The sequence below is a fragment of the Streptomyces sp. WZ-12 genome (genome assembly GCF_028898845.1).
Lineage (GTDB): Bacteria > Actinomycetota > Actinomycetes > Streptomycetales > Streptomycetaceae > Streptomyces.
This window is the reverse complement of sequence record NZ_CP118574.1, coordinates 8,273,176-8,285,844: the sequence shown is the minus strand read 5'-3', so window position 1 is coordinate 8,285,844 and position 12,669 is coordinate 8,273,176. Positions and strand designations below refer to the sequence as shown.

Sequence of the window (12,669 nt, the reverse complement as noted above, 5' to 3'; positions counted from 1 at the left end):
GGAGGTGATCGGGATGACCAGTCGGAGTCCCGAGGGAAGTCCTCGCTTCAGCGTGCCCTCCTGCTGATCACTCTCTGAGCTGATCCCCCCGGCGTCCTGGACGCTTGGCGCTGTCGCGCGTATTTCCCCCTTTTTTGCCGTCCCCTTGTTTGTCGGCCTGGCTTTTTACGATGCGCGTTTCGTAGGGCCCTTCTCATTCCTTTAGGCGACCGGGCTTCCTTACTTTCGTCCTGCATTTCCGGGACTTTCGGCCCACCCGCCTCTCCATTCGACTTTCCGTGCAACGGTCCGGCTGTGCTGCCCTGGTGCCGCTCCGCCCTGCCGTCATGCCTGGAGAGAGGTTCCGCCATGACCAACACCACCCTCACCCCCACCAAGCTGGCCCCGCCGGGCCGCAACCGCCGTGACCGCAAGGCCGCCGAGTTGGAGGCACGCACCCGTGCCGTCGGCGAGCGCCTGGCCGGCTTCAGCTCCATGCCTGCGGCGCAGGTGCTGCAGGACGCCGACGCCACCACGCGCGGCCTGCGGCAGGACGAGGCCACCGAGCGCCTGGAGCGCTTCGGCGCCAACGCCGTCGCCCAGGAGCGCGCCCCGCGCTTCTTCGTCCAGCTCGCCAAGGCGTTCTGGAACCCCTTCATCCTGGTCCTGGTCGCGCTCGACGCCGTCATGGCCTGGCAGTGGCTGCAGGCTCCGGCCGACGAGCCCTTCGACCCGGGCATCGCCATCCTCGGCACGATGGTGCTGGTCAGCGGTGTGCTGCGGTTCTGGCAGGAGTACCGGTCGGGCCGCTCGGCCGCCGCATTGCGGGCGCTGGTCACCACCACCACGGCCGTGCAGCGCCGCGCCGGCGACGGCTCCGAGCCGCTCACCGTCGAGATACCGATGGAACAGGTCGTCCCCGGCGACATCGTGCGACTGGCCGCCGGCGACCTGGTCCCCGCCGACCTGCGACTGCTGACCGCCAAGGACCTGATGGTCAGCCAGGCCGCGCTGTCCGGCGAGTCGCTGCCCGTCGCCAAGGCGGACACCCGCACCCGCGACAACGGCCAGCACACCACCACCGACCCGGTCGAGGCCGACAACCTGTGTCTGATGGGCACCTCGGTCACCTCCGGCAGCGCCACCGGCATCGTCGTCGCCACCGGCTCGGACACCTACTTCGGTTCGATGGCCGGCTCACTCGTCGGCGAGCGCCCGCAGACCAGCTTCGACACCGGTGTGAAGAAGGTCAGCTTCCTGCTGATCCGCTTCATGCTCGTCATGGTCCCCATCGTCCTGGCGATCAACGGGTTCACCAAGGGCGACTGGGTCGAGGCGTTCAGCTTCTCGCTCGCCGTCGCGGTCGGGCTCACCCCCGAGATGCTGCCGATGGTCGTCACCACCAACCTCGCCCGCGGCGCCGTCACCATGGCCAAGCACAAGGTCGTCGTCAAGCGCCTCAACGCCATCCAGAACCTCGGTGCCATGGACGTGCTGTGCACCGACAAGACCGGCACGCTCACCGAGGACCGCATCGTCCTCGACCGCTACCTGGACGTCCACGGCCAACAGGACATGGAGGTCCTGGAGTACGCCTACCTCAACAGCCACTTCCAGACCGGCCTGCGCAACCTGATGGACCAGGCCGTCATCGACCGGGTGCTCGAAGCCGAGGAGGTTGTCGTCGACGCCCGCTTCACGATGGTCGACGAGATCCCCTTCGACTTCGCGCGCCGTCGGATGTCGGTGGTCCTGCGCCGCAACGACCTCACCGGCCAGGCAGGAACCGGTGAGCACGTCGTCATCACCAAGGGAGCCGTCGAGGAAGTCCTCGCGCTGTGCACGCACATGACGGACGGCGGCGAGCGGGTCGAGCTCACCGACGAGCTGCGTCGCACCGTCACCCGCACCGCCGAGGACCACAACCGACAGGGCCTGCGCGTACTGGCCGTCGCCACCCGCACGATGGCCGCCGAGCGCCAGACCTACACCGTCGCGGACGAGTCCGAGCTGACGCTGATCGGCTTCCTCGCCTTCCTCGACCCGCCCAAGCAGGACGCCGCCCAGGCACTGCGCGCACTGTCCGACAACGGCGTGACCGTCAAGGTCGTCACCGGCGACAACGAACTCGTCGCCGCCCGCGTCTGCGCGGACGTCGGCATCGACGTCGGCCACGTCATCACCGGCTCGGTGATCGACGCCCTCGACGACGCCCAACTGCGCCAACTGGTCCGGGACACCACGGTGTTCGCCAAGACCAACCCGGTGCAGAAGGCCCGCATCGTGCGCGCCCTCCAGGCCGAGGGGCACACCGTCGGCTTCCTCGGCGACGGCATCAACGACGCCGCGGCCCTGCGCGAGTCCGATGTCGGCATCTCCGTCGACACCGCCGTCGACATCGCCAAGGAGTCCGCCGACATCATCCTGTTGGAGAAGGACCTCACCGTCCTCGAACAGGGCGTGATCCAGGGACGCCAGACCTTCGGCAACACCATCAAGTACATCAAGATGACGGCCTCCTCGAACTTCGGGAACGTCTTCTCGGTGCTGGTCGCCTCCGCCTTCATCCCCTTCCAGCCGATGGTGGCCATGCAACTGCTCGTACAGAACCTCGCCTACGACATCTCCCAACTGGCCACTCCCTGGGACCGGATGGACAAGGAGTACCTGCGCAAGCCGCGCACCTGGGACGCCAAGGGCATCGGTCGCTTCATGCTCGTCATGGGACCGACCAGCTCCGTCTTCGACATCACCACCTTCCTGCTGATGTGGCACGTCTTCGGCGCCAACAGCGAGGTACACCAGTCGCTCTTCCAGTCCGGCTGGTTCGTCGAGGGCCTGCTGACCCAGACCCTGGTCGTGCACATGCTGCGCACCCGCAAGATCCCGTTCGTGCAGTCCCGCGCCACCTGGCCGGTGCTGCTGATGACCGCGCTGGTCATGGCCGTCGGCATCATGCTGCCGTTCTCGCCGCTCGCCGCGACGCTGGGCATGCAGGCGCTGCCGATGAGCTACTTCCCGTGGCTGGTCGGGACCTTGCTGGCGTACTGCCTGCTGACCCACGGCGTGAAGACCTGGTACATCCGCCGGTTCAACAGCTGGCTGTGACCGGCCGGTAGAGCACGGGGCGAAGCAACCGGCAGCGCCCGCAACACCACACACAAGAAACGCACACGAGACGAAGAGGGTGGATCATGGCCGTGCTCAACGAATGGCACATGGCGGCCAACATCGCGGCCGGTCTGGGCTTCGGCGCCGTCATCGGCCTGGAGCGCCAGTGGCGGGCCCGCATGGCGGGCCTGCGGACCAACGCGCTCGTCGCCGGCGGATCCGCCCTCTTCGTCCTCCTCTCCCAGTACGGCTTCCAGGCGGCCACCAGCACCACCGGCTACGACGGCTCACGGGTGGCCGCACAGATCGTCTCCGGCATCGGCTTCCTCGGCGCCGGCGTCATCATGCGCGACGGGCTGAGCGTGCGCGGCCTGAACACCGCCGCCACCCTGTGGTGCTCCGCCGCCGTCGGCGCCCTCGCCGGCACCGGCCTGTACGTCGTCGCCGCCCTGGGCACAGTGGGCGTCGTCGGCGCCAACGTGTTCCTGCGACCGCTGGCACGCGGAATGGATCGCGGAACGCGTGCCGGGGCCGGCGCCGAAGTAGCCGCCGACTACCACTTCGAAGTGATCTGCACCGAACCCGAGGAAGCGCACGTCCGCACCCTCGTCGTCCAAGCCGTCACCCGCCCCGGCTTCCTCCTCCGCTCCGTCCGCAGTGAGGACGCCGAGACGGCGGGCAAGGTGATCGTCACGGCCGAACTCACCACCGACCGCCGCGACGACAGCCTCCTGGAAGAGGCCGTCAGCCGACTCTCCCTGGAGCCCGCGGTCTCGGCCGTGAGCTGGACGGTGCTCAACGGACCCCACGACGACGCAGACAACACCGAGGGCGACCGCACGGCCAGGCCCCGCCCCCGGCGACGGGTCCGCAACCTCCTCACCGGCCGATGAGCGGCGCCGCGGACCTGCGGCCGGCTGGACCGCGCGGCATCCGGGTCGGTACCACCGCCTGGTGGCCTCCGAGGACACCGCTGATCGCGTCCTCGGAGGTGAGCCAGGGGCTGCCGCCGGTACCTGCGCCGTATGCGGGGCAGGTCCGCGCCTCACTCCACGTCGGGAACCGCCTTACCGTTGTAGGAGCGCTCGAACGGGCCGCTCCGGCCGGTGAGGAAGGCGACGGCGTCCTTCGACGGGGCCGCGAGGTCCTGGAGCGAGACGTGGACATCGTCCTTGATGATGCTCAGCGACCCGCCGACCGTCTGCTGCATCTGCTGCATCTGCTGCGCCCAGGGAAGGACCGTGTTGGTCTCGAAGGCGTGGCCGGTTACTCCTGCTTGTCCTTCCGGGACTGTTCCCATCCGGCCTCGAAGTCCCGCTGCCCCAACGCCCCGTTGCAGTTGACCGCTTGCAGTTGACCGCTCTGAGGACGAACTCCATGTCACCGTCCTGCATCGGTTGCCCCAAACCGCGCTCCACCGTGTTGCCCATGGGTTGTTCAAGCCGGCCGCAGTCGTGCATCCGGGGCGCCGCTGCCGCGTATCGGTCCGGTATCAGTGCACGGCTGCTGAGACTGAACTACCAGCAGATCACCGGTCACCGGACGGCAGCTCGCTCCTGAGCGCGGTGATGGCCTGGCGCCTGCGCAGCGTCCTCAGCGACGCACTGTGGCGCAGCGAGGCCGGCATCCCCCTGCCGGACCGCCGGACGCCGTCACTGTGGGTGGACGACCTGTCCGCCCGCTTCACCGCGCTCGACATCGCTCCTGAGACGTCACCGCAACTACCCAGCCGCAATATCCCCTGAGCCCAGGGGCAGGTTGCGCAGTTGCCTGAAGAGGCGGAATGCGTACAACATGTACATTCTTCCTCCGGGGCAGTCAGGGCAGAGGGCAGTCAGGGCAGTACAGGCATGACGTACCGCGTCGAGAATCGGGGCGTTCCGCAGGGATGCGGGTCAGGCGGCGAGGGCCGGGACCCGTTCGTGGACGGTGACGCGGAACCAGACCCACTTACCGTGAGCGCCGACCATGGTCACTCCCCACCTGTCAGCCAGCGCGTCCAGGATGTCCAGGCCACGGCCCGTTTCCAGTTCGTCCAGCGGCGCGTCACCGCGGCGCGGGCCCCGGCCCATGTCCGCCGTGGAGTCGAACACCGCGCAAGTGACGGTCCCGCGGGCCTGATCGCCGACCACAACCATCTTGATCGTGGCACCCTCCGCGTGGCGGACCGCGTTGGAGACCACCTCGGACAGCAGTAGCGCCGCGGTATCCGTCGACGCCGTGCCCGCTCCGGAGACGGTTTCGAGAAGGCGCCGGGCCTCCGCGGCCGCACGGGTGTCTCGGGTCACCACGGCGGTGGCTCGGGTGCTGGTGAAACCAATGACAGGCACGAGGGACACTCCTGACGGGGCAGGCGGGCGGGAGGCTCCTGGAGACCTCCTGGCTTTCCAGCATGGTCGTGCCGAGCAGGGGCAATTCCCGGTCTTTGGCAAGTCGTCGGGCCTAACCAAAGGACTGCCGCGGTCCGGCTTTAGTGCGGTGGCGGGATCACAGTTTGGACAGGCAGCCGAAGGCCGTGCGCCGAATTCTTATACGGTGGTTTGGTGACGCAGGAAAGAAGTCCCCACTGGTCACACCGGACGGCTGATGCGGTCCTGGTCGGCGCAGTCGTGACCATCAGCGTCCTGAACAGTTGGATCAAGGGCACCAACGGCCTGCTCGGCGACGCCCCGACACCCCTCATCGCGACCGTCTCGGGACTGGTCAGCGCGCTCCTGTGGTGGCGACGCCGATGGCCCGGTCCGGTGGCCGTAGTGATCATGATCGGCTTCGTGGTCGCCTTCACCCCCACGCCCTTGGCCGTCGCGATGTACACCGTCGGCACCGCCTACCGCAGGGTGCGCACCCTGGCCCTGTACGCCCTGGCAGCCTGCGCCGCGGCCTTCCTCGTCCTGCTCACCGGCCGGCCGTCCAGCAGTCTGCGGGAGACCGTGTACTTCCTGTCCCTGGTCCTTGGGATGCTGGTGCTCGGCCAGACCGTCGCCATCCGACGCGACCTCACGGCAGAGGCCCAGGAAAAGGCCGAGGGGCTCGAACGCGAGCAGCACCTGCTGGTGGAACGCGCGCAGGTGGACGAGCGCGCCCGCATCGCCCGCGAGATGCACGACATCGTGGCCCATCGGATCAGCAACATCGTGCTCACAGCCAGTGCCCTCCAAGTCAGCCCGCCCGCCCGTTCAGCACCCGATGTCGCCCGGGCCGCCGAGGACATCCGCGACGAGGGGCACCAGGCGCTGGAGGAACTGCGCGACACCCTCGGCATCCTCACTCCCGGGCGCGATCGCCGACAGGCCCCCCGCACGCCGCAACCCGACGTCTCACAGCTCCACAGGCTCGTTGAACGGGCCACCTCCCGCGGCCAGGACGCCAGGCTTGAGGTGAACGGGTACCCGGAGATCCTGCCGACCCCCGTCCAGCGCGCGATCTACCGCATCGCCCAAGAAACCCTCACCAACGTCGCCAAGCACGCCCCCGGAGCCACCGTCACCCTCGCCATCGACTGCAGGCTCGACGGCGTCCACATCAGCGTCGTCAACGGTCCACCCGCCCAGCCTGTGGCCAGCGAAGGGCTCCCCAGCGGCGGCAACGGCCTCATCGGTCTCACAGAGCGTGCCACCCTGCTCGGGGGCACCCTCACCGCCGGCCCCCACGGAAACGGCGGCTTCAAGGTCGCCGCCCACATCCCGCCGCACCCCGGGGCGCCCCGCGTGGGTGAGAACCGTGGGACGCCGTAGCGTGGGCCGTACAACGCGAGATCCCCACAGCGCAGCACCCGCCGTGCGATCACAAACGGAGACTCGGCGATGAACGCAACAAGGATGATCCAGGTCCTGGTGGCCGACGACAGTGAGATCGTGCGGCGTGGGCTGAGCGACGTACTGGAATCCAGCGGGGAACTCCACGTGGTTGCCCAGGTATGGGACGGACGCAGCGCCGTCGAGGCCGCCCGCCGCTTCTCGCCCGATGTCGCGCTGGTCGACATCCGCATGCCGGGAATGGACGGTCTCAAGGCCACACGGGAGCTGGCGGCACTACCGCACCCCCCGCGCGTGGTCATCCTCACCACGTTCGGGGAGGACGAGTACGTGGACGAAGCGGTGCGCGCAGGAGCCAGCGGTTTCCTCCTCAAGGACACCCCGCCGAACGACCTGATCCGGGCGATCCGCGACGTGGCCGCAGGCAAGGCGACCCTGGACCCAGCCGTCACCGGCAGGGTCCTGGACGCACTCGCCCGCCAGTCGCCACAACTGACCCCACACGAAGAGGAAGCACTCTCCTCGCTCACCGAACGGGAGCTGCAGGTCCTGCGGTTGGTGGGACGAGGACTGTCCAACGCCGACATCGGCAAGGCCCTCCACCTCGCCGAAGGCACGGTGAAAGGACAGGTGAGTCGCCTGCTGACCAAACTGGGGGCCGACAACCGCGTGCAGGCCGCACGGCTGGCCTACCGCGCTGGGCTCGAACGCTGACACCCGTGCCCAGAGCTACCGCAAGGCACTCGCCGTAGGGTGCCTGGGACGCCGGTGCTCCGCGCGGCGACTACGGACCGCTCGCCTACGAGCCGGCCGCCACGACCTGACACCCCCGCAGTGGCCCCCGCCTGGAAAAGGCCAACGCCCCCTAGACACAGGCCCCTTGGCGCAGCAGTTCGGCCCGTACCGCGGGCACCACATGCCTGGTGCCGCTCGCGTACAGTGCGGCCGCGACGCCTGCCGCGTGGCCGGTGGCGAAGGCCGTACCCATGACGCGCAGAGACGCGAACGCCTCGGCGTCGGAGCCCGTCAACCGGCCCGCGGCCCACAGGTTGTCCACGTCCGCGGAGCAGATCGCACCGTAAGGGATGTCGTACCAGCCCTTGCCCTCGATGGGTACGAAGCGGGTGGCGCCCTGGCCCGAGTGGACCTCAACGGGCCAGCCGCAGCGGGCGATGGACTCACGGGGGCGCTTGCGGGCGGCGAGCGCGTCCGCACCGCACACCTCCTCCCGGGCATGCAGCCGTCGGCCCTCGCGGATGCCCAACTGCGGCCCGGTGCCCAGCAGGCAGGCGTGCTCCCAGCCCGACAGGTGCGTCCGGAACGCATCGAGGTAGGCCCGGGCCTGGCGTCGGGCGCTGACCTCCGCGCCGGTGAGCGCGGCCGCGTCGAGGGCGTCGACGTGCTCGTCTACCAGGAGGCCGAGCACTTCCCCGGTGACCGGGAGACGGGCCAGCACTCCCTTCTCGCGCGGCAGGGGCTCGGGGGAGCAACAGTTGTGAGCGGCAACGGCGGCTTGCACACCCTCGCGGCTGAGATCCGCGCCGGGTACCACCCCGCCGTAGCGGCAGACGAGCGTGCTGGTTTGCCGTTCTGCAAGGGGAGTCACCCGGACCCCGGCACCGGCCAGGGCGCACAACGCCCCGTCGCCGCTGGCGTCGACGAAGGCCCGCGCGGCGATGCGGTGCCGGCCGGCGGGGTCGCTCACCTCGATCTCGCGGGCCCGTCCGTCCTGTCGCCGCGCGGCGACGACCGTGCTGTGCAAGCGGACGTCGACGCCCGCGGCGCTGGTCTCCCTGTCCAGAGCGGCCTTGGTGGTCTCCACGTCCAGCAGCACGAAGGTGTTGCCGCTCCACGGGAACGAGCCCTCTTGATACCCACCGGCCTCGCGCAGCCTGCGCAGCACGCGTCCGCCGACGCCGTCGACCACGCGGCGGCGCCGCTGGTCGAAGAAGCCGCAGTAGATCGAGACCGAGGCGGCCGTGGCCGCACCGCCCAGGAACCCGTACTTCTCGATCAGCCGGGTACGGCAGCCCGCGCGTGCCGCGCCGACGGCCGCGGCGACGCCCGCGGAGCCTCCGCCCACCACCACGACGTCGAATTCCTCGTCGACCTGGGGCTGTTTTCCCTCGGAACGGTGCATTTTTGCAGCGTATGCCAACCCATCCGGCCACTGCTGTACCGGAAGTATGAGCTCGCACCTTCCTTTCGGCCACAATTTCCCCGGTGCTGGGCGGCTACTTTCGCGACGGCCCCACCAGTCCGCGCAGACGTCCTGCGGTGCCGCATGCGCCCCTTCCCCGGTATTCCTTATTCCCAGGAGGAGGGATACGGCGGAACAGATCACGCCTCGCCGCGCGCCGCCCGGACGAACGAGGCGATCAACTCGGCGTCCTTCACGCCGCGTTCGCGCTCCACACCGCTGGAGACATCCACCCCCCACGCGCCTGTCGCCGCTACGGCCGCCGGCACGTTCTCCACCGTCAACCCGCCCGCCAGCAGCCAACGCCCCTCCGGCGCGGCGAAGTCGGGGGCTGACCAGTCCCACGTCACGCCCGCGCCGGGAGCCGGAGCGTCGAGCAGCAGTAGGTCCTCACCGAGCCCGTTGCCGTGACTCCACTGACTGTCCCTCGCGGCGACCGCACGGACCAGGGTGCGCCCCGGCTGTCGGAGCGCGGCGTAGTACTCACGGCCCTCGTCACCGTGCAGTTGTACGGCCCGCACGCCGCTCGCCGCCGTCAACGCCTGTATCTCTTGAAGCGGCTGCCGCCGGAACACCCCTACGGTCAGTACGTGTTCCGGCACCGCCCGCACCAACTCCCGGACCAATTCGGCCTCGATGCGGCGCGGGCTCTCCGCGAAGACGAACCCGACCGCGTCGGCACCCGCCTCCACGGCCGCTGCCACGTCCCGCTCCGTCCGCAGCCCACAAATCTTGACGAACAACGGCTCCATCGCCACCCCTATCGCTCCTTCCGTGCGCCACGACCCGCCACAACCAACCCGGCCACGGTCTCCACCGGGTCGTCACCGGTCACCGCCGCCTCACCGACGAGGATCGCATCCGCCCCGGCCGCCGCGTACGACGCCACGTCATCGGCCCCACGCACACCCGACTCGGCCACCACCACGTCCAGCGCCTTGGTCTTCTGCCGCGCTTGAGCGTCGAGGGCCGCGCCTGTCGTCAGTTCATCCCGCCGCGTCACGATGTCGGTGCCCCATCTCAGCTAGGCGTTGCGCTTCGGGTGTCCCAGCAAAGCCTCCGAACGACGCGGGCGGCCAGGGCCTTTGGTCCCGCGGGCCCCGCAGGCATCCGCGGCGGGCGCCTATGAACCGGCTCCGCTTCAGGGTCCGCTGCGTTCGATGGCGGTGCAGTACTCCGGCGCTTGTGAGAGCTCGTCGGTGAAGAAGCGGCGCAGCAGGTCGATGCACTCGTTGCGGCGTTCGAACGGGGCGAGGTGGCCGCTGTCGCGGAGGGTGGTGAAGCGGGCGTCGGTGAAGGACTCCGCGAAGGAACGGAGGTCTGTTACCGGCGCCATGGTGTCGTCGTCGCCGGTGAACAGCAGGGTGGGGGCGGTAAGTCGACTGCCGCACACCGGACTTGTCGTCCACGAACCGTGGTGCTCGACGGCGTACAGGAGGCGTTCGAGGTTGGCCAGGTACTGCTTCACCTTGGGCACCGGCATGGCGTTGAACTGGCGGCGGACGAGGATGTCGAGGGCCGCCGACACACCGGTGCGGGAGTTGCCGGGGGTGCGGGTGATGGCTTCGACCGCGCGGTGAACGATGGCGTCCCAGTCGCCTTCCTGAAGGAGTCGGGCCATCTCCTCCACTTGATCGCGCAGGAATTCAGGGTCGGACTCACCCAGTCCCGCCAGTGCGAGCCGTGCCACTTGGTCCGGGTAGGCGCAGGCCAGTTGGTAGCCGATCAGCGAGCCGTAGGAGTGGCCGAGTACGTTCACCGAGGGCATGGACAGGGTGTGCAGGGCGTGCCGCACCGCCGTGGCGAGGAAGTCGAGGCCGTGGTGGACCGGGAGCGGGTCGGCGTCGCCGAAGCCGGGGGCTTCGATGACCACCGTGGTGGCCCAGGTGCCGATCTCCATCTCGTGCAGCCGCCAGGTGTCCTTGCTCTGGAGTACGCCACCGATGATGAGCAGGGGTTCGGTCTGTGCCTGGGGGCACCGGTTTACTCGGGCGGTGTACTGGTAGCCCTGGTAGGCGAAGTCCACCACCTGAACTTCCGTGGCCGCCTGAAGTCCGTTAGCCGGAACGGCAGTTGCATCAGGAGGAGGCATGGCGTTTCCGTTCGGCCGCCTGCATGAGTTCCTCCAGGGTGCCTGCCGCAAGCAGATCGTCGAGCTCCACGTCGATCCCGTGGTTCTTCTTCAGGATGAGGGAGAGTTCGAGCATGAACAGCGAGTCCAGGCCCAGCGTCCGCATCGAGGCGTCGGGCCGGATCAGTTCCGGCTTGACCTTGAACTTGTCGGTGAGAATGCAGGTGAGGATGTCGTACATGACATCTCCTCGCGTCTCGGTGATGGTCAGGTAGGGCGCTCCAGGCGGGGCCAGACGAGCGTGGTGGCGCCCCAGGCCAGTCCCCCGCCGAACGCGGTCAGCAGGACACGCTGCCCCGGCGCGAGATCCCCTGCCTGGTGGGCGTGGTCGAGCAGCACGGGAAGGGAAGCCGCGGAGGTGTTGCCCACGTGCTCGATGTTGGTGAGGATCCGGTCGGCCGCGATGTCGAGCTGCTCCCCGAGCATCGCGGTGATCCGCGCATTGGCCTGGTGCGGCACCACGCGGTCCACCTCGTCGACCTTCCAACCGACCGCGTCCAAGGCTTGGCGGGAGGCTGACTCCATGCACTCCACGGCCCGCAGGAACACCTCGCGCCCGCGCATCTTCAGGTACCGGTTGGAGGGCGCCGCGCAGGCACCGACGGCTTCCTCGCATCCGCCGCCAGGCACAGTGATCAGGTCCCGGCCCCTGTCGTCGGCGCCGAGCACCGTGGGACCCAGCGCGCCTGGCTCCTCAGCTTCTCCCGCCCGCAGCACGATGGCACCGGCTCCGTCGCCGAAGAGCGGGAAGACCCCGGCATCGGCCGGATTCCGCAACGACGACATCACGTCCGCCCCGATCACCAGCACACTGTCCGCCGTGCCGGCCGCGATCAACCCCTGCGCGGTACCGAGCGCGTAGACGAACCCCGCGCACACCGCCTGCACATCCATGGCTGCCGACCCCGTGAGACCCAACCTCGACGCCACCGCTGGTGCAGTGGCAGGACAGGCACGGTCCGGTGTCGTGGTGGCGACCACGACCGCTGACACGATGTCGACCCCCGCCGAACGCAGCGCCGCACGGCCAGCTTCGACAGCGAGGTCGCCGGTGGTGACGCCGGCTTCCACCACGTGTCGGGAGCGGATGCCCGAACGCGGGTAGATCCACTCCGCGGGCTTGCCGATCTCCGCCGCGATCTCCTCGTTGGCCACCTTCCGCGGCGGCAGTCGCGAGCCGACGCCCGCGAGTACCGAGACCCGCATGGCATTCACCTCTCCTCCGCTGCTCGGTCGCCGCCCCTCCCCCAGCCGCTCACCCGCGCCGTTGCCTGTCGATTCCCACCGACGCTAGCGCCGACGGCATGCGCAGGCGCGGTATAGCCCGGCCATCCGGGTACCGTCAGCGAGTTGTGCGCGACGCGTTGCCGGCGCCTCACCGAGGACACCTCGACGACGCGGCGACGCACCCGACGCGGCCAGCCAGGCATACCGCCTGGCCCTGTTTCTTCCCTGATCCGGCATGCAGCGTGGCTGCCACGGAGTCACACCCG

The 12,669-nt window shown here is 69.3% G+C and carries 13 protein-coding genes; 5 read left to right on the top strand and 8 right to left on the bottom strand.

What is annotated here, in order from left to right; all coding sequences use genetic code 11:
- The first annotated feature begins 348 nt into the window (after positions 1-348).
- Together mgtA and PV796_RS36350 are read left to right on the top strand one after the other, a co-directional pair.
- The gene (gene mgtA, locus PV796_RS36355; protein WP_274918010.1) at positions 349-3,087 is read left to right on the top strand and encodes a magnesium-translocating P-type ATPase; all 2,739 of its coding nucleotides are present in this window, start codon (positions 349-351) and stop codon (positions 3,085-3,087) included.
- A gap of 86 nt (positions 3,088-3,173) precedes the next feature.
- A complete protein-coding gene (locus PV796_RS36350) occupies positions 3,174-3,983 on the top strand; it encodes an MgtC/SapB family protein (RefSeq protein ID WP_274918009.1) in 810 nt (269 codons plus the stop codon).
- A 152-nt stretch (positions 3,984-4,135) separates the two neighbouring features.
- Here PV796_RS36350 and PV796_RS36345 read toward each other — a convergent pair whose 3' ends face one another.
- The gene (locus PV796_RS36345) at positions 4,136-4,390 is read right to left on the bottom strand and encodes a hypothetical protein (RefSeq protein WP_274918008.1); all 255 of its coding nucleotides are present in this window, start codon (positions 4,388-4,390) and stop codon (positions 4,136-4,138) included.
- A gap of 265 nt (positions 4,391-4,655) precedes the next feature.
- Here PV796_RS36345 and PV796_RS36340 point away from each other — a divergent pair, with 265 nt between their 5' ends.
- Positions 4,656-4,835, top strand: coding sequence for a hypothetical protein (locus PV796_RS36340; RefSeq protein WP_274918007.1), 180 nt, complete (start codon positions 4,656-4,658; stop codon positions 4,833-4,835).
- Between the two features lie 150 nt (positions 4,836-4,985).
- Here PV796_RS36340 and PV796_RS36335 read toward each other — a convergent pair whose 3' ends face one another.
- Positions 4,986-5,420 carry an ATP-binding protein gene (locus PV796_RS36335; RefSeq protein WP_274918006.1) on the bottom strand — a complete coding sequence of 145 codons (435 nt, stop codon included), beginning with the start codon at positions 5,418-5,420 and terminating at the stop codon, positions 4,986-4,988.
- Between the two features lie 213 nt (positions 5,421-5,633).
- On the opposite strand from PV796_RS36335, the gene PV796_RS36330 reads away from it, so the two are divergent.
- Together PV796_RS36330 and PV796_RS36325 are read left to right on the top strand one after the other, a co-directional pair.
- Entirely contained in the window at positions 5,634-6,824 is a 1,191-nt protein-coding gene (locus tag PV796_RS36330; protein ID WP_274918005.1) for a sensor histidine kinase, read from the top strand.
- Between the two features lie 69 nt (positions 6,825-6,893).
- A complete protein-coding gene (locus PV796_RS36325) occupies positions 6,894-7,559 on the top strand; it encodes a response regulator (protein WP_274918004.1) in 666 nt (221 codons plus the stop codon).
- Between the two features lie 151 nt (positions 7,560-7,710).
- On the opposite strand, the gene PV796_RS36320 is transcribed toward PV796_RS36325, so the two are convergent.
- The 6 genes from PV796_RS36320 to PV796_RS36295 form a co-directional block, all read right to left on the bottom strand.
- Positions 7,711-8,985, bottom strand: coding sequence for an FAD-dependent oxidoreductase (locus PV796_RS36320; protein ID WP_274918003.1), 1,275 nt, complete (start codon positions 8,983-8,985; stop codon positions 7,711-7,713).
- A gap of 200 nt (positions 8,986-9,185) precedes the next feature.
- The gene (locus tag PV796_RS36315; RefSeq protein ID WP_274919363.1) at positions 9,186-9,797 is read right to left on the bottom strand and encodes a phosphoribosylanthranilate isomerase; all 612 of its coding nucleotides are present in this window, start codon (positions 9,795-9,797) and stop codon (positions 9,186-9,188) included.
- 8 nt (positions 9,798-9,805) lie between these two features.
- Positions 9,806-10,030, bottom strand: coding sequence for a hypothetical protein (locus PV796_RS36310; protein WP_274919362.1), 225 nt, complete (start codon positions 10,028-10,030; stop codon positions 9,806-9,808).
- A 156-nt stretch (positions 10,031-10,186) separates the two neighbouring features.
- Entirely contained in the window at positions 10,187-11,074 is an 888-nt protein-coding gene (locus PV796_RS36305; RefSeq protein WP_274918002.1) for an alpha/beta fold hydrolase, read from the bottom strand.
- A gap of 49 nt (positions 11,075-11,123) precedes the next feature.
- On the bottom strand, positions 11,124-11,357 hold the full coding sequence (locus tag PV796_RS36300) for an acyl carrier protein (RefSeq protein WP_274918001.1): 234 nt from the start codon (positions 11,355-11,357) through the stop codon (positions 11,124-11,126).
- Positions 11,358-11,383: 26 nt separating this feature from the next.
- A complete protein-coding gene (locus PV796_RS36295) occupies positions 11,384-12,382 on the bottom strand; it encodes a beta-ketoacyl-ACP synthase III (RefSeq protein ID WP_274918000.1) in 999 nt (332 codons plus the stop codon).
- Positions 12,383-12,669: the final 287 nt, after the last annotated feature.